Source organism: Paraburkholderia oxyphila NBRC 105797, from assembly GCF_000685075.1.
In the GTDB taxonomy this organism is placed as follows: domain Bacteria; phylum Pseudomonadota; class Gammaproteobacteria; order Burkholderiales; family Burkholderiaceae; genus Paraburkholderia; species Paraburkholderia oxyphila.
Window position 1 is genome coordinate 26760 of record NZ_BAYD01000030.1, and the last position, 17443, is coordinate 44202.

Consider the following 17443-nt stretch of genomic DNA (forward strand, 5'->3'; position numbering starts at 1 on the left):
GCGCTGCACTGCATCGAGTACGAACATGTCCCTCACCGCCTGGCTCTTTTTCCTGCCCGCCTGCTTCGCGCTGAACATGGCGCCCGGGCCGAACAACCTGCTGTCGATCAACGTGGCCGCGCGCCACGGCTTCATGCGCGCACTGGTGGGCGGCACGGGCCGGCTGGTCGCCTTCGCCGCAATGATCGCGCTCGCGGCCACCGGTCTCGCATTCGTGCTGCGCGCCTCGGAGGCCGTGTTCTTCGCCATCAAGCTCGCGGGCGCGGCCTATCTCGTGTGGCTCGCCGTGCAGCTCTGGCGCAGCGACGCCGCCCCGATCGGGATGAAGCTCGACGACGACGTCACCCTCGCGCGCATCGCACAGCGCGAATGCCTCGTGGCGGCGGGCAACCCGAAGGCGATTCTCGTGTTCACCGCGTTCCTGCCGCAATTCGTCAATGTCGCCAAGCCGATGCTGCCGCAGTTCGGCGTGCTGGGCGCGAGCTTCCTCGTGCTCGAATGCGTCGCCATCGCGCTCTACTCGCTCGCCGGCATGTACCTCGGGCGCTGGCTCACGCGCGCGAGCGTGCGCCGCTGGTTCAACCGCGCGTGCGGCGCGTTTCTGGGCGTCATCGGCCTGAGCTTCCTGCTCGTGCGCCGCGCCTGATCCCTCGCCTTTTCTTCGTCTCTCAGCACATCGGGAAAACACGTAGTTCATAACGTATTCCTGATGATTCAGCCGAGAAACTTTAACTGTCGTTAATCGACGGCAGCCCCTATGCTCGAACCATCGTCCGCATCGCCAATGCGGACACGCGGTTTTCAACGTCATTGGGGAATCCATATGAAGATCTGCATCTTTGGAGCGGGCGCCATCGGCGGCATGATGGGCGTGCAACTGGCCCGCGCGGGCGCCGACGTGAGCTTCGTCGCGCGCGGCCCGCATCTGGCCGCGATGCGCGAGCGCGGCGCGCGCCTCTTGATGGACGGCCAGGAATACGTCGCGAAGGTCCGTTGTACGAACGATCCGCGCGAGCTGGGCGTGCAGGACGTGGTGATCATCACGCTCAAGGCGCATTCGGTGGCGGGCGTGATCGACGCGATGCAGCCGCTGATCGGCAAGCACACCGCCATCGTGACGGGCACCAATGGCATTCCCTACTGGTACTTCCACCGCCACGGCGGCAAGTTCGAAGGCTCGCGGCTCGACAGCATCGACCCGGACGGCTCGCAATGGACGCGTCTCGGGCCCGAGCGCGCGATTGGCTGCGTGCTCTACCCCGCCGCCGAGATCGACGAGCCGGGCGTGATCCGTCACGTGTACGGCAAGAAGTTTCCCATCGGCGAGCCCTCGGGCGAGCGCACCTCGCGCATCGTGCAGCTGCACGAAGCCATGACGGCGGCCGGCTTCGACGCGCCGATCCGCGAGAACATTCGCGACGAGATCTGGCTCAAGCTGTGGGGCAATCTCTGCTTCAATCCAATCAGCGCGCTCACGCACGCGACGCTCGACGTCATCACGGAGGACCCGGCCACGCGCGCCGTCGCGCGCACGATGATGCTCGAAGCGCAGCGCATTGCCAAGCAGTTCGGGGTGCATTTCCGCGTGGACGTGGAGCGGCGCATCGACGGCGCGGGCGCGGTGGGCGCGCACAAGACTTCGATGCTCGTCGATCTGGAACAGCGCAGGCCGATGGAGATCGATCCGCTCCTGACCGTCGTGCAGGAGATGGGGCAACTCGTGGGCGAGGCCACGCCCGCCATCGACACCGTGCTCGCACTCGTGAAGCAGCGCGAACGGATGGCGCAGCTGGCAGCCTGAAAGCAGGCAGCAAGTGGTCAATCGGGCCGCGTGAAAGCGCGGCCCGTTTTGCATTTACCGCCAGTTTTTTGCTTCGCGGAAGAGGGAAAAAAAACGCGCTCGAGTATTGCGCGAATGGTCGTCGACAATCAGCCGGACGGGATCAGCCGATACGCACCAACGCGGGGGCATCACGCTGGACGCCGTCCGCTACGTGCGCATCGTGGTTTGTCGGGCCATTGGCATCGGCGTCCGTCTCAGCGTGCCCGTCCGCGGCGAACTGGGACCACGCCGCTTGCGCGCAAGGACGCAATGAACGCGTGCGCCGCCTCACGAGCATCGTGCTCACCATCACGACGGGATGCAACACGCGCGCGACGAGCGGCCCCGCCGGCATGGGCCAATGGCACGCCGCGCCCGCCGCATCGCCCTGCGTCGCACGCGTGCCGCCGCTGTCGCCACTGATGGGCAGGATGCCGATGCCCATCCCCAGCTGCGCCATGCGCGCAACGCCCTCGACGTGGGCGAGCTCCTGCACGGGTCGCCCTTCGGGCCGCAGCCCCTCGAGCACGCGCATGACCACGCCACGGCAGCCCGCCTCGCGATTGAGCGTGACGAGCGGCTCGCGCGCGAGATCGTCCCAGCGCAGCGCGCCCTGCAGCGCGAGCGGATGATGCGAGGGCAGCACCGCGCACAACGGCGCGGCGGCGAGCGGCTGCACCTCGAGGTTCGCGCTCGCGAACGGCAAGGCTTGCGCAATCACGCCAAAATCGGCCTCGCCCTGCTCGACGGCCTGCAAGACCGCGTCTTGCGGCAAGTCGCGCAATTGCAGCGCGAGCGAGGGAAACGCCGCGGCACAGCGCGCGAACGCGGCGGGGACCCAGCCCGACGAAAGCGCGGGATTGCTCGCCACGAGCACGACGCCGCTATACGCCTGATGCGCGTCGCGGCCTTCGTTCAACACCATGTCGATTTCGTCGAGCAGTCGCCCGATGCGCCGCTCGAAACCGCTGCCCGCGAGCGTGAGCTCGACCTGGCGCGTGGTGCGATCGAAGAGCTTCAGATCGATGGCCTCTTCGAGATCGCGCACGCAGCGGCTGACCGCCGACTGCGTGAGCCCGAATTCGCGCGCGGCGCGCGTGAAACTGCGCTCGCGCGCCACCGCGACGAAGACCTTGAGTTGCTGGAGCGAAACGTTCATCGACATGGTCGGGCCTGTTCCCCTGGCGCGCGGCTCATTCACCCGCCTGCTTGGGCCACGGCTGCAGGCCGGCCGGATTCGCCGCGGGCACGGCGCCGTGTTCGTCGCTGCGCTCGATCAGGCGTTGGCGCATGGGCGCCAGGATGAACTTGGCGCTCACGCCCGCCGCGATCGTGATGACGGCAGCCGCAACGAACACGGCGCTCCAGCCGCCCGTGGCCGAGAGCACGGAGGCCACCGGCACGAGCAGCGCGGCCGTGCCCTTCGCGGTATAGAGCGTGCCCGCGTTGGCGGCGGCGTACTTGCTGCCGAAGGTGTCGGCGCAGATCGCCGGGAAGATCGAGAAGATCTCGCCCCAGAACAGGAAGATGAGCGCGGCGAACGTGATGAACGCATACGGGTTCGTGCCGTACTGCATCATGCCGAGCAGCGCGAGGCCTTCGCCCACGAAGATGAAGAACATGGCGTTCTCGCGGCCGATCTTGTCGGAAATGAAGCCGCACAGCGGCCGCGTGAAGCCGTTGCAGACGTTGTCGATCGACAGCGTGAGCGTGAGCAGCGGCAGCGTCGCGCCGAACACGGTCATCGGCAGGCGTGCGAGGCCCCAGTCCTTCGCGATCGGGCCGATCTGCGCGGTCGCCATCAAGCCGCCCGCGGCGACGGCAACGAACGCCAGATAGATGACCCAGAACACGGGTTGCCTGACCATCTGCCCCGGCGTGTAGTCGATGCGCGTGACGAGACGGCGGCCCGCCGCCATCGCGGCGCGCGGCACAGGCTTCACGAGCAGCAGCGCGAGCACGAGGATCGCAACGCCCTGCAGCATGCCGAAGACGAGGAACGTGTGCTCGTAGCCCGAGCGCGTGATCATGTTCGCAATTGGAATCACGGTGACAGCAGCGCCCGCGCCGAATCCCGCTGCCGTCAGACCCGCTGCCAGGCCGCGGCGATCCGGGAACCACTTGAGCGCATTGCCCACGCAGGTGCCGTACACGCCGCCCGCGCCCACGCCCGCGAGCACCGATCCCGCGTAGAGCATCGGCAGCGTCGTGGCATACGAATAAAGCACCCATGCCAGGCCCGCACAGACGGCGCCGCCCATGACGACGGGGCGCGGGCCGAACTTGTCGACGAGCCAGCCTTCGATGGGGACGAGCCAGGTTTCAGTCAGGATGAAGATCGAGAACGCCAGTTGAATGGACGCTTCTCCCCAGTGATGGCGTGCGTTCATGGGCGCGACGAACAGCGTCCACGCGTACTGCAGATTGGCAACGAGCGCCATGCATAGCATGCCCACCACCAGTTGACTCCAGCGGTTCGTCCAGAACGGACCGCCCTCGCTCCTCTGACTGATTGCATTCATCCCGCTTGTCTCCACTGGTTTCCACTATCCATTCACGGATTGCAGCCGCTTTGCCGGCATGCATAGATATCGACTTATGATCCTGAGTCCGCCCTCTTTTAATGCTCTTTCTTATTCGATCCGGCTCACGACAATTCGAATGAGAACTCGTAATTCCACTTTCATTCGATTCATTCATGGAGTGCTTGAGAAGCCCATCCGTCGGGCTTTCTGGTACGGGTTTTCCCGCTGAAAAGCGCCTTTTCCAGGCGTTAACCCGCACGCCAACACACGGCATTCGAACGGCTTTCAAATCATGTTAGGGTGATTACTCGATTACTAATAATTAAAGTTTGTTATTATCTTGATTCAGCATCCTTTATGGATCGGCCATGACCATGCGAAACGCCACGCTGCGCCAGTTGAAGGTCTTCGAGACCGTGGCGCGCCACCTCAGTTTTTCGCGAGCGGCGGAGGAGCTTCATCTCACGCAGCCGGCCGTCTCCACCCAGGTCCGGCAGCTCGAAGACCATGCGGGCCTGCCGCTCTTCGAGCAGCTCGGCAAGAAGATCTATCTCACGCCTGCCGGCACGGAGATGCTGCACTACAGCCGCTCGATCATTCAGCAGTTCCATGAAGTCGACGAGGCCATGAGCCAGCTGAAGGGCGTCTCGGGCGGCAAACTGAACGTGGCCGTGATCAGCGCGGGCGATTACTTCTTTCCGCGCCTGCTCGCCGAATTCACGCGCCGCTACAAGGGCGTGCAGCTCAATCTCTCGGTATACAACCGCGAGCAATTGCTGCAACAGCTCGCGACCAACCAGACCGATCTCGCGGTCATGGTGCGTCCACCGCACGCTACCGACGCCATCAACGAAGCGTTCGCCCCCCACCCCTACGTGATCGTGGCGGCGCCCACGCACCCGCTTGCCCACAAACGCAGCATCAAGCTCAGCACGCTCGCGAACGAAGCGTTCATCGTGCGCGAACGCGGCTCGGACACGTGGAATTCCATGGAGGAAGGTTTCGCAGGCAAGATCACGAACCTGAAGATCGCGATGGAGATCCAGAGCACCGAGACGATCAAGCAGGCCGTGATCGCGGGCATGGGTATCGCCTTTCTCTCGGCGCATACCATCAGCCTCGAATTGCAGGTCGGGCACCTCACCGTGCTCGACGTCGAAGGCTTTCCGGTCATGCTCAACTGGTACGTCGTACACCGCAAAAACAAGCGCCTGCCGCCCGTCGCACTCGCCTTCAAGCGCTTCCTGCTCGAGGAGGGCGCGCAGCTCATCGAGAACATTACACGGGTGTCAGAATTGACAGTACATAAGTAAGGTTTGATGGGTCGATGCAAAAGCATCAGGCGTAGTTGATCCTTCGCGTCCCTCGCCGCCGGATAGTGTTGCGCCAGACGGCGTTGCCAAGGGGTGCGAATCGATGCAGCGCGCTTCCCCGACTATCTGAATGACTTGCTTCAGTGCGGCCCCTGGCGCTGCCGGAGCGCGCCATGGCGGCTTCGATTGCGCCTTCGGCGCGGCAAGTCCTGCGAGGCATGATGCGATGCACGCGGCGCTTCGCAGGGCGGGTCGCAGTCCGCGAGCCAGATGTCGAAGCACGCATGCTCGAGGGCGTCACGGCCACCCGCCGCGACGAGCCATTGACGAGGCACACCCACGAAGTAAGCTCGCGCGGGCGGCTTGGACGTGATCTGCGAAGGAGTGGCCTGCGCACCGGCGGTCGCGCGCACGGTGCCCGGACGCGGCGCGGCAGGTCGGCGCGCGCCGCCCATGAGACGCACGCCGAGCGCGGCGGCCAGCACGCAGGCGGCCACCAGCACCGAGATCCCGAATTCGGCCGAGGCCATACGCACCGCCGCAAAACCGTAGCCCAGCATCGCGAACAATGCGAACGCAACGGCATGGACCACACGATCGCCCTGCCGGAGCGGCAAGCGGCTGCGCTCGCTCATGCGCGCACCGCATAGGAGCGCGTTCGCAGCGGCGCCTGAGAGCACCGCGCCGAGCGTCGCCGTGATGTAGAGCGCGGCGCGCCCGGATGCGGGCAACTCAGGCAGCAGGAGAAAACTGGCGAACGCGACGCAGATGGAGGCCGCACCCACCATGCAACCCGCCGCGGCCATTGCCCGTGCGCGCTTCGCGAGGTCGCGCCGTGCGCCCAGCCACAAGCCGGCAAGCGCGCCGCATTCCGCGGCGGCGAGCGCATCGGGCACATGTGCAACGAGCGCCGCCAGCAAACCCGGTGGCACGGTCAAGAGCAGTGCGAACGATATGGCGAGCGCGTTGCGCGAACGCGGCTTCGCCTCGCGCGCACGCCTGCAGCGCGGCTTCGCGCGCCGCGGCGCGCGAAGCGTCCATGCCGGAGCGAACGCAGACAATTGTGCAAATGCACACACCAGCCACGCGAACACCAGGCCGCCACCCAGCCACACCAGGTCGCCCGCCAGTTGCTCCGGCATCTCTCCTCCTCGCACGCGGCGCTCAGGCCGCGCGCGTCATCAGTTCGAGCTTCGTATGCCTGCTGCGGCGCCTGCTGCCTTTGCGCCCTCGATCGGCCGTCTCGTCGCGCGATGCACCACGCCGTACATCACGCCGTGCATCGCGCCCCGCTTCGGCACGCCTTCCCGCTTGTCTTCCCGCTATGCAACCGTGACCGACTGGCGCTCGCGGCCCGCGCCCGCCGGGTCCTGCGCGTCGCCGTCCAGTCTCGGCCCCAGCGCGTTCGACAGCGTGCCAATGCCTTCGATGGAGACCTCGACCGTCGCGCCATCGCCGATCGAGCCCACGCCCAGCGACGTTCCGCACGCGATCACATCGCCCGGCTCGAGCGTGAGGTCCTGCGAAATCAGGCTCACTTGCTGCGCGGGCGTGAACACCATGTCGTCGAGCGGATAGTTCTGCCGCTCCACGCCATCGAGCCGCGTGACGACGCGCGCGCTGCGCCAGTCGAAGCCCGAGACGATGGCGGGCCCCAGGCAACAGAAAGTATCGAAACCTTTCGCGCGGCACCATTGCGGGAAGTGCGGATTTTCGGCGAGCAGGCCCGCAGCGGTCACATCGTTGACGATCGTGTAGCCGAAGATCGCGTCCTCGGCCTCGGCGAGGCTCGCGTTGCGGCAACGCTTGCCGATCACGATGCCAAGCTCGCCTTCGAAGACGATTTTTCCCGCATAGTGGGCAGGACGCCGAATCGGCACGCCCGAGCCAATCACCGATTCCGCCGGCTTGATCAGAAAGAGCGGATGCTCGGGCACCGGCTTCTCGAGCTTTAACGCGAGCGCGTGGAAGTTATTCCAGAGCGCCACCACTTTGCCCGGCGCGCACGGCGCAAGCGGCGCGAGTGTGCGCAGCGAGAGCACCGCGCCCGTGGGCACCGCTTGCTCGAGCCCTTCGTATTCATGCAGATAGCCGTCTTCTACGCGGCCGAACACGATACTGCCGTCATTCGCCATCAAGCGCATCCATGTGTCCATGCTTCGCTCCATCGTTGCGTGGCGCGCGGCACGCCTGTGCCGCGCGGTCCATCGGTTCAAAGATTCACTCGTTCATGGGCACGGGCGCATCGTTGCGCCCGCATCTATCTTTCGCGTGCCGCTTTTCACGTCACTACGCGTGGCAACTCACAGCGGCATTCAGATCGCACCCGAAGCGCGCAGCGAGCGGATATCCGCATCGCTATAGCCGAACTCGGCAAGCACTTCGTCCGTGTGCTCGCCGAGGAGCGGCGAGCGTGTCACATCGGTAGGGCTGTCCGAGAGCTTGATCGGGTTGCCGACTGTGAGGTACTTGCCGCGCACGGGGTGGTCGACCTCGACGATGGTGCCGGTGGCGCGCAGCGACTCGTCGGCGGCGATCTCCTTCATCGAGAGAATCGGACCGCACGGAATGTGCTGGCGATTGAGCACGGCCATCACTTCGAACTTGGTGCGATGCATGGTCCAGCGCTCGATCTCGGCGAAGATCTCCTTCAGATGCGGCAAGCGTGCATTGGGCGTGGCGTAGAGCGGGTCGTCGATCCATTCCTCGCGGCCGATCAGCTTGCAGATGCGGTCCCACACGGGCGCCTGCGCGATGAAATAGATGTACGCGTTCGGATCGGTCTCCCAGCCCTTGCACTTGAGAATCCAGCCCGGCTGGCCGCCGCCCGAGGCGTTGCCCGCGCGCGGCACCGCATCGCCGAAGCCGTCGTTCGGGTATTGCGGATACTCCTTCATGACGCCGGTGCGCTCGAGCCGCTGCTGGTCGCGCAGCTTCACGCGGCACAGGTTGAGCACGCCGTCCTGCATGGCGGCCAGCACCTTCTGGCCGCGCCCGGTGTGGGTGCGCTGATACAGCGCCGTGACGATGCCGAGCGCGAGATGCAGGCCCGTGCCGCTGTCGCCGATCTGCGCGCCGGAGACGACCGGCGGACCATCGTCGAAGCCCGTGGTGGAGGCGGCGCCGCCCACGCATTGCGCGACGTTCTCGTAGACCTTGCAGTCCTCGTAGGGCCCGGGGCCGAAGCCCTTCACCGAAGCGACGATCATGCGCGGGTTGAGTTCCTGGATGTGCTCCCAGCTGAAGCCCATGCGCTCGAGCGCACCGGGCGCGAAGTTTTCGACCAGCACGTCGCAGTCGCGAATCATCCGTTCGAGCACGCGCTTGCCCTGCGGATTCTTCGTGTCGAGCGTGAGCGAACGCTTGTTGCCATTGAGCATCGTGAAGTACAGGCTGTCCGCGTCGGGGAGGTCACGCAGTTGCTCGCGCGTGATGTCGCCGGCGCCGGCGCGCTCCACCTTGATGACGTCGGCGCCGAACCATGCAAGCAATTGCGTGCAGGTCGGTCCCGACTGGACATGCGTGAAATCGAGAATGCGCACCCCATCCAGTGCCTTGCCCATGTCATGTCTCCCTTGGTTAGTCGTGGCCGGGCGAGTTTCGAAAATCGGTGGACTGCGGGAACGCCAGGGCGTCCGCGGGTTACTGTCTTGCTGCGTCCTTGATCAATACAGTATGTGATATATCACAACGAAGCAAGAGGGGATTTACCGCGTGCAAATACAGGCCGAACAAGCTGAAATCCCTACCTGGTAAGGCTTCGACGGGATTTATGGGTTCTTGCCACACAACGGGGAAGGGAAAACCCCGAGTCGATCGTCGCGAGATATTTCAGATTCAGTGTGCGGGATGCGGGTGCCGAGCTTGATGCGCATAAAGTCCCGCGGGGCCACCCCTCGCCCCGATTGTCTCGCCCAAAATAAAAAAGGCGGAAGACCATGAGGTCTCCCGCCTGTCTCCCGCGGAGGACTGCCGTCTCGCGCAGTTCAGTCGAGGAAGTCGCAATGCTTCTCGACGTACGCCGCGAGATCGAGCGAATGCTGGCGCACGAGCCGCTCAGCAAGCTCCGTATCGCGCTTCTCGAGCGCCTCGATAATGCGCAGGTGATCGACGATCGAGCGCGAAGCGCGATCGCTCTGCGAGATCGTCATGCGCCGGATCGCGCGCACGTGCACGAAGATGTTCTTGATCGTGTCGAGGATCAGTTGCGACTTCGACAGCTCGACAATCGCCTGATGGAACGCGATATTGGCGTCCGAATATTCGGCGATATGCTCGGCCGGCGTGCTGTCGCGGAAATTGTCGAACATGTGGCGCAGCTTCGCGATTTCCTCGTCCGTGGCGTGGATCGTCGCGAGGCGCGCGGCCATGCTTTCGAGCGCGGCCCACATCTGGATCATCTCGACGATCTCGCGCTTGCTCTTGCGCACGATATAGATGCCACGGCGCGGCACCATGCGCAGGAAGCCTTCCTGCTCCAGCAGCGTCATGGCCTCGCGCACCGGCGTGCGGCTCACGCCGAGCGTCTCGCTCAGCACGCGCTCGTCCAGCCGGATCTCTTCGCGCGACTGATAGATATCGGCGTCGGCGATAGCCTGGCGCAACATCGCGTAAGCCTGATCGCGCAGGCTCAGGGTGGCGTTGATGGGCTGCAGCGCCAGCTTGAGCGGCGCGGCGTCCCGGGTGGCGACTGCTTCAGTGTGTTCTGACGACATTCATTGCCTCTTTAACAACCTGCACGCCGGCTCGCGGGCGGCGCTGTGCATGTTCGGCCGGCTTCGCGCGCGGCGCCTCGCCAAGACCGACATAGCGGCCGTGTTCCGCCGCCTGCTCGATGGCCGACTGCGGCAGCCATTTGGCGATCATAACCGTAGCCGCCGCGCCCAAGCCCACAACTGCCAAACCGAAGAGTGCGAGAGAAACCAAATCCATTTGAAGCTCCGCAAGATTGAGTCATCGAATGACTCAATCATATGCTGCGTCGCGACAAAAATCAATATTTTGTATGTGATATATCAAATGCAGACATTCGACATGACAAGGAGCCCATCCTGGAGGAAAGCGCCGCGCGCGGCAAGGGGCGAGATGACCACCAAGGGACAAAACAAAAGGGGGCGCCAGATCATGTTCTACGCCACCGTCGCCACTCATACTACAAATCTCGTTGACAGCGCATGCGGCGCCCCAGCACACTCGACCCATGCACACCTCCACCCCCTTCATCCACGCGAACGCGATGAATCACCCGTGCCATATGCCCAAATGCATGGCACGGGGAATGTGTGCGTACGAGCAATCCGGGTAGTCCAGTCTGTCCTTACGCAAATCACACAGCCCCGCCGACATCGACGGGGCTTTTGTTTTTGGGTGGCAGTGCCCCGTCCGTCGGCTCCCAATATTGGAGAACACGATGGATTCCGCTTCGCAGCAGGCCGATCAGGACGACGCTTTCAGTGCCCTCGCGCACGACGACGCGCTGCCGGCTGTCTCGATCCACTTTGCCGTGCCCGTTGCCGCAACGCTCACCTGGCGCGTACGCGCCGACAGCACGCTGCGTGTCTACGGCGCGCGCATCTGGCTCACGCGCGCCCGTTCGCCCTACGACCATTCGCTGAAGCCCGGCGAAACGCTGCGGGTCTATCGCGGCGAACGCCTCTGGCTCAGCGCTGACGGCGACAATGCCGCCGCGCGCGTAACGCTCACGAGTGCATGGCGGCCGCCGTTTGCGGCGGTGCGGCGCGCGGCCGCCCGCTGCGCCGGACGGCTGGCGTTGCTCACGGTGCGTCTCGCGCGCTAACGGCCGTGGCCGGTGAGCCATCGGAAGCGGGGTGCCGCACTGCAGGCCCGGCGGCGCTTCACGCCCTACCCTCATGCAAAAAAGCCGGACGCGCCGCCCATGCGGCGCGTCCGGCCTTCGCAAAGCAAAGCGCGCTAACGCATCAGAACGTGCGTCAGAACGCGCGTGTCAGAACTTGTGCCGCAGGCCCAGGTTGAACATGGTCTGCGTCGACGTTCCGTTGTAGCCGTATGAACCAATCGAAGCCTCGGCCGGCATCGAGCCGCCAGAGCCATCGCCCTGATCGCCGCTCGCGTGCTGCCAGCCCGCAGTCATGTAGACGTCGGTACGCTTCGAGAGGCTGTAGTCCGCGCCGATCGAGACCTGGTGGTAATTCGCGCTCGTGTCGCCATTGGCATGCGTGTAGGTGTAGCCAAGACCGAGCAGGAGCACCGGGCTCAACTGATAGTTCATGAAGCCCTGGCCCGTGTTGTACTTCTCGGTGCTGCGGAACACCGAACTCGCGTCCGGCGCGTATTGCGAGTTGCTGTAGCCGAGGCCGAACGTGAACAGGCCCATCGAATATTGCGCCGCCGCCCGCGCGATGGAAAGTGAGTGAGCGCTCGCATAGCCGCTGTTGATGGGGCCGTCGAAGGTGCCGTCCGAGGTGCTGCTCCAGCCGGTCGTGCGAATGCCGAGGCCGGCCTGGCTATTGGCCGCATAGAAGTAGCCGCCCGCCACCGCGATGGGCCCGTTGTTGTAGGCGACGGCCGCCGAGTACGACTGCTCGGCGCCCGTGGAGCCCGCGATGCCGCCGAACGAATACATGGCGGCGGCTTGCAGGCCGTTCCAGACCGGCGTCGTGTACTTGACGGCGTTGTTGACGCGGAAGCTGTTGTCGTAGTTGTCGACGTCGCCGGGCGTCGCGAAGACCGAGCCGAAGTAGTTGTCCTCGGTGATGCCCTGCACGAGGTCGATCAGCGGGTCGTATTGACGCCCGAGCGTGAGCGAGCCGTACTGCGCGGCGGTCAGGCCCACGTACGCCTGGCGGCCGAACAGCCGGCCGCCCTGGGCCGATTGGCCCGTCGACGGATTGAAGCCGCTTTCCAACTGGAAGATGGCCTTGAGACCGCCGCCCAGATCTTCGGCGCCCTTCAAGCCCCAGCGCGAGCCCGAGAGATTGCCGTAGCTGCTGTTGCCGAGCGTCCAGAGGTTTTTGTCGCCGTTTGCGTGATTGACGTAGGTGATGGAGGTGTCGATGGTGCCGTATAGCGTGACACTGGTCTGTGCATGCGCCACGCCGGCAGCGCCGAGCGCGACGAACGAAAGCGAAGTCAGGACGAGTCTCTTCACGTCTTTCTCCCGGCGCAGTCAAACTTCCGCAGTCAAACAGCACGTGATCAGATCAGACTACCCCCACCGACACGCGAAGTAAAAGAATTAAATAGCGTGTCTCGAATTGTTAACAGCGGGTTCAGAAAGAGGCGTGCGCGGCCGTAAATCATTGCGTCGAGCGGCGCAGTCATGCCAGGCGAAGCGAACGTTACAGTGAAAATCCGGCCATGTACGTAGCGCATGATTCATTGAGACCGCCGCGGCATACTCTTCTATTAGTCAGATAAAAGACGGTGCAACGCGCGGTAAAATCCGGGTCTGCGTTTTTTGCGTGCTCATCCAGCCCCGTTTGCGGTTTCGTCTGACGTTTATTCCAAGACCCGGTCAACCGCTCATCCCCTCCACGCGTTTGCAGCATTACCAGTCATTTACTAAGCGTTTACGTTTTGGTTCGCCGTCACGGCCCTCGCACTGTGTGTCGCGAAATCGCGCAGCAGCCGGACCAGCGTAACGAACAACATGCGATGCCGCCCCCGAGGAAGCCGGCCACGGCGCCCGGGCGGCATCTGAGAATCGCCAGGCCAACCCATGCTTGATTTGCCCCCTTCGCGCATTGCGCGCGCCGCCGTCGTGGCGCTGCGCCGCCGCGCCCGCGTCCTGCGCCTGCAGCGCTTCGTGGCACCAGCCCTGGCCATCGGCATCTGCGCGCTCCTGCTGCTGGTGTTTCAGCACCTCTCGCGTTCCGTCGATTACCGCTCGGTGATCCGCCAGCTCTGGCACCTGACCCCGACGCAATGGACGGGCGCGCTCGGTGCCACCGCTATCAGCTTCGTCGCGCTCGTCGGGCGCGACGCCATCGGCCTGCGCTACCTCGGCGCGCGCGTCTCGCGCGGCGCGCTCTGGGTCGGCGCCATCGCCGGCTCGGCGCTCGGCAACGTCACGGGCTTCGGCGCGCTCACGGGCGGCGCCGTGCGCTGCCGCGTCTATGGCGGCGCGGGCGTCACGGCCGCGCAGATCGGCCGCATGACGGTGTTCACGAGCGTCACGCTCGCGCTCGCCCTCGCGCTCATGACCGCGCTTGGCATGGTGGGCGCCGCCGACACGTTATCGGGCCTGCTGCATCTCTCTCCCGTGGCGCTGCGCTGGATCGGCGGCGTCGTGCTCGCGCTCGGCGCCGTGCTCGTCGTGGCCTGCCCCGCGCAGGCGCGCGAGATCGAGCCGTTCAAGCGCGCCTGGCTGCGCTTCGCGGTGCCCGCGCGGCGCGACCTCGTCGCGCAGTTGCTGCTTGCGGCGCTCGACGTGGCGGGCGCGGGCCTCGCGCTCTGGTCGGTGATGCCGCACGCGCATATCGGCTTCGACGACTTCCTCACCGTCTACACCGCCGCCATGCTGCTCGGCCTGATCGGCCATACGCCTGGCGGCATCGGCGTGTTCGAAGCGGCGATGGTGTTCGCGCTCGGCGCCAGCGTGCCGGCGCCCAAGGTGTTCGCCGCGCTGCTCGCCTATCGCGCGATCTACTTCGGCGCGCCGCTCGCGCTCTCGGCCGCGCTGCTCGCCGTATTCGAAGGCCGCGCGCTCAAGAATCCGCTCAACACGAATTTCGCGCGGCGCGGCGCGCTCGGCGTCTCGCAACTCGCCCCGCTGTTTCTCGCCATCGTCACCTTCGTGACCGGCAGCATGCTCGTGATCTCGGGCGCCACGCCCGCGTTCACCCATCGCATCGAGCTGCTGCAAAACTTCATCCCGCTCTGGGTGCTCGAAAGCTCGCAGTTGCTCGGCAGCCTGTTCGGCGTCTTGCTGCTGTTCGTCGCGCGCGGCCTGTTGCGCCGCCTCGACGCCGCGTGGTGGCTCGCCCTCGTGCTCGCGGTGGCCAACCTCGCGCTCTCGCTCACCAAGGGTCTCGCCTTCGTCGAAGCGGGCGTGCTGTGCGTGCTGATCGGGCTCCTGCTGGTGACGCGCGGCCGCTTCAACCGGCATTCGTCGCTGTTCGCCGAGCCCTTCACACTGGCGTGGCTCGCCTCGGTGGGCTGCGTGATCGCGCTCGCCGTGTGGGTGCTGTTCTTCGCCTTCCGCGACGTCGAGTACACGCAGCATCTGTGGTGGCAGTTCGCGTTCGACGAACGCGCGCCGCGCGCGCTGCGCGCGACGCTCGGTGCGGGTGTGTTCGCGGCCGCGCTCGCATCGTGGCAACTGCTGCGTCCGGCGGCGGGCCGTTTCGTGATTCCCGCGAGCGCGGATCTCGCCGAAGCCGCACGCATCGTGCGCGCGCAGGAACGCAGCGACGCGGGCCTCGCGCTCATGGGCGACAAGAGCTTCCTGTTCTCTTCGTCGCGCAACGCATTCCTCATGTACGCGAAGCACGGCCGCACGTGGGCCGCGCTGCACGATCCGGTGGGTCCGCGCGACGAATGGCCCGCGCTGATCCGCGAGTTCGTCTCGCTCGCGCACGCGCACAGCGGCCGCGCGGCCTTCTATCAGGTGCGCGCCGACGCCCTGCCGCTCTATCTCGACGCCGGCCTCACGCTGATGAAGCTCGGCGAGGAAGCCCGCGTGATGCTGCAGGACTTCGATCTCAAGGGCCCGCAGCGCGCGCATCTGCGCTATGCGCTCAAGCGCGGCGAACGCGACGGCTTCACCTTCGAGCACCTCGATCCGGCGCAGATGACCGATAGCCTGCCGGTGCTGCGCGCGATTTCGGACGCCTGGCTCGAAGAGCGCGACGTGCGCGAGAAGAGCTTCTCGGTGGCCGCCTTCGACGACGACTATCTCGCCGCGCAGAACGTGCTGCTCGTGCGCCAGAACGGCGCGCCGCTCGCCTTCGTCACCTTCATGACGACTGACCTCAACACCGACGCGACGGTTGGCGTGATGCGCCATCTGCCGGGCGCCTCGCCGTACGCGATGGAGTATCTGTTCACGCAGCTCGCGCTGCATCTGAAGGCCGCCGGCTATCAATCGCTCTCGCTCGGCATGGCGCCGCTTGCGGGCATGGGGCCGACGCCGCTGGCGTCTTCGTGGCACCGCCTTGCCGGGCTGATCTGGCGTTTTGGCGGCAAGTTCTACAACTTCCGGGGGCTGCGCGGCTTCAAGAACAAGTTCGCGCCGCGCTGGGAACCGCGTTATCTGGCCGCCTCGGGCTCGATCAGCGTATTCATCACCCTCGCGGATCTTTCGTTGCTGGCAGGAGGCTGGCGCTCATGATTCTTCGTATTCTCTCGCTGCCGCGCCGTGCCGGCGCTGCGGCGGGCGCCGCCATGCTCGCGCTTTGCGCGGTTCAGGCCCATGCGACGCTGCCGCCCGCAAACACCGCGGTCTCGCACGTCTCGGGCGGCCGCTATGGCGACGTCGCCGTGACGAAACCCATCGGCGCGATGCGCGGCTTTACCGTGCTGTTCTCCGCGGGCGAGCACTGGAACGCCGCCGACCAGACCCGCGCCGACGCCCTCGCGCAACACGGCGCCATGGTCGTAGGCGTCGATACTCAACGCTACGCGGCCAACCTCGCGGCGGTGAAGACCGAGACCTGCCACAAGCTCTACGCCGACGCCGAAGCGCTCAGCCATCAGCTCGAACGCCAGGAGGCGTCGAATCAGTATTTCGCGCCGATCGCGATCGGCAGCGGCGAAGGCGCGCTCATTGCGCAGCGCATGCTCTCGCAGGCGCCCGCGAACACGATGGCGGGCGCGGTGTCGCTCGATCCCGCTGCGAAACTCGATGCGCGTTTCGCCCCCTGCCCCGCCGATCCGACGCTCTCGCGCGGCAAGGGCTTGCCTGGCTTCTACGAGCAAGGCGTGACGACCGTTGCGGGCGCAACCAAACCGGCAGTAGCCGCGTCCGGCGCAACCGGCGCGACACCGCGAACGTTTTCCGCCACCGTTGCCGATACCGACAAGCTCGTCGCGCTGACCGCGCCGCATCTGCGCGTGCAGGCGGAAAACGAGGAAGACGTGTCGGACCTGCCGCTCGTCGAGCTGCCTGCCGCGAAGCCGACCGACATGCTCGCCGTCGTGATTTCCGGCGACGGCGGCTGGCGCGACCTCGACAAGACGATCGCCGAGGCCCTGCAAAAGCAGGGTATTTCGGTGATCGGCTGGGATGCGCTGCGCTACTTCTGGAGCGAGAAGACGCCCGCGCAGACGAGCCACGATCTCGCGCGCGTGCTCAAGACCTATGCCGCGCGCTGGCACGCGAAGCACATCGCGCTCGTGGGCTACTCGTTCGGCGCGGACGTGATGCCGTTCGCCTACAACCGTCTGCCCGATGCGCTGCGCGAGAAGGTGTCGTACATGTCGCTGCTCGGCTTCGCGCCCGACGCCGATTTCCAGATCCGCGTGACGGGGTGGCTCGGCATGCCCGCGAGCGAGAAGGCGCTGCAGGTGCGTCCGGAGCTCGCGAAGGTGCCGCCTGCGATCGTGCAATGCGTCTATGGCGCCGATGAAAAGGACACGCTGTGCCCGGCGCTGGCGAACACCGGCATCGAGCTCGTGAAGACGAACGGTAGCCATCACTTCGACGGCGACTACGGCGCACTCGCGGCGAAGATCATTGCGGGGTGGAAGAAGGAGATTGCGGCGCGGGGGTGAGGTGGCGCGGTTTTTTCACCGCCGCTTAACGGCGATCAGCCTGACTCGAACGTAACGCCGCGCGTTGTATGACGCGCGGCGTTATCTTT

General features: G+C 65.6%; 14 protein-coding genes. 6 read left to right on the forward strand and 8 right to left on the reverse strand.

Annotated features, from left to right (window positions below; all coding sequences use genetic code 11):
* Window positions 1–25 precede the first annotated feature (25 nt).
* Both BO1_RS19710 and BO1_RS19715 read left to right on the forward strand, forming a co-directional pair.
* Window positions 26–646 carry a LysE family translocator gene (locus BO1_RS19710; RefSeq protein WP_028219025.1) on the forward strand — a complete coding sequence of 207 codons (621 nt, stop codon included), beginning with the start codon at window positions 26–28 and terminating at the stop codon, window positions 644–646.
* A gap of 177 nt (window positions 647–823) precedes the next feature.
* Window positions 824–1801: a 2-dehydropantoate 2-reductase gene (locus BO1_RS19715; RefSeq protein WP_028219026.1), complete on the forward strand. Its 978-nt coding sequence runs from the start codon at window positions 824–826 to the stop codon at window positions 1799–1801.
* A 142-nt stretch (window positions 1802–1943) separates the two neighbouring features.
* Here BO1_RS19715 and BO1_RS51850 read toward each other — a convergent pair whose 3' ends face one another.
* The gene (locus BO1_RS51850; protein ID WP_063744694.1) at window positions 1944–2987 is read right to left on the reverse strand and encodes a LysR family transcriptional regulator; all 1044 of its coding nucleotides are present in this window, start codon (window positions 2985–2987) and stop codon (window positions 1944–1946) included.
* A gap of 28 nt (window positions 2988–3015) precedes the next feature.
* Window positions 3016–4344 carry an oxalate/formate MFS antiporter gene (gene oxlT / locus BO1_RS19725; protein ID WP_028219027.1) on the reverse strand — a complete coding sequence of 443 codons (1329 nt, stop codon included), beginning with the start codon at window positions 4342–4344 and terminating at the stop codon, window positions 3016–3018.
* Between the two features lie 371 nt (window positions 4345–4715).
* Here oxlT and BO1_RS19730 point away from each other — a divergent pair, with 371 nt between their 5' ends.
* Entirely contained in the window at window positions 4716–5660 is a 945-nt protein-coding gene (locus tag BO1_RS19730; RefSeq protein WP_028219028.1) for a LysR family transcriptional regulator, read from the forward strand.
* 140 nt (window positions 5661–5800) lie between these two features.
* Here the strand turns inward: BO1_RS19730 and BO1_RS19735 are convergent, their stop codons facing one another.
* From BO1_RS19735 to BO1_RS19755, 5 genes are all read right to left on the reverse strand, one after another.
* Window positions 5801–6802: a hypothetical protein gene (locus tag BO1_RS19735; protein WP_028219029.1), complete on the reverse strand. Its 1002-nt coding sequence runs from the start codon at window positions 6800–6802 to the stop codon at window positions 5801–5803.
* A gap of 180 nt (window positions 6803–6982) precedes the next feature.
* On the reverse strand, window positions 6983–7816 hold the full coding sequence (locus tag BO1_RS51855) for a fumarylacetoacetate hydrolase family protein (protein ID WP_043285516.1): 834 nt from the start codon (window positions 7814–7816) through the stop codon (window positions 6983–6985).
* A 159-nt stretch (window positions 7817–7975) separates the two neighbouring features.
* On the reverse strand, window positions 7976–9223 hold the full coding sequence (gene frc, locus BO1_RS19745; protein WP_028219030.1) for a formyl-CoA transferase: 1248 nt from the start codon (window positions 9221–9223) through the stop codon (window positions 7976–7978).
* 423 nt (window positions 9224–9646) lie between these two features.
* The gene (locus tag BO1_RS19750) at window positions 9647–10375 is read right to left on the reverse strand and encodes a GntR family transcriptional regulator (protein WP_028219031.1); all 729 of its coding nucleotides are present in this window, start codon (window positions 10373–10375) and stop codon (window positions 9647–9649) included.
* Window positions 10356–10592 carry a hypothetical protein gene (locus BO1_RS19755; protein ID WP_028219032.1) on the reverse strand — a complete coding sequence of 79 codons (237 nt, stop codon included), beginning with the start codon at window positions 10590–10592 and terminating at the stop codon, window positions 10356–10358. Before BO1_RS19755 ends, BO1_RS19750 begins: the two co-directional genes overlap by 20 nt.
* A 478-nt stretch (window positions 10593–11070) precedes the next feature.
* Between BO1_RS19755 and BO1_RS51860 the strand changes: the two genes are divergently transcribed.
* Complete coding sequence (locus BO1_RS51860; protein WP_043285518.1) at window positions 11071–11457, forward strand: DUF2917 domain-containing protein; 387 nt, start codon at window positions 11071–11073, stop codon at window positions 11455–11457.
* Between the two features lie 168 nt (window positions 11458–11625).
* Here the strand turns inward: BO1_RS51860 and BO1_RS19770 are convergent, their stop codons facing one another.
* Window positions 11626–12789, reverse strand: a complete 1164-nt coding sequence (locus BO1_RS19770; protein ID WP_028219033.1) for a porin — start codon at window positions 12787–12789, stop codon at window positions 11626–11628.
* Window positions 12790–13359: 570 nt separating this feature from the next.
* On the opposite strand from BO1_RS19770, the gene mprF reads away from it, so the two are divergent.
* Both mprF and BO1_RS19780 read left to right on the forward strand, forming a co-directional pair.
* Window positions 13360–15972, forward strand: a complete 2613-nt coding sequence (gene mprF, locus BO1_RS19775; RefSeq protein WP_043285520.1) for a bifunctional lysylphosphatidylglycerol flippase/synthetase MprF — start codon at window positions 13360–13362, stop codon at window positions 15970–15972.
* Complete coding sequence (locus BO1_RS19780) at window positions 15969–17354, forward strand: virulence factor family protein (protein WP_043285522.1); 1386 nt, start codon at window positions 15969–15971, stop codon at window positions 17352–17354. The genes mprF and BO1_RS19780 overlap by 4 nt, the downstream gene beginning before the upstream one ends.
* The last annotated feature ends 89 nt before the right edge of the window (window positions 17355–17443 follow it).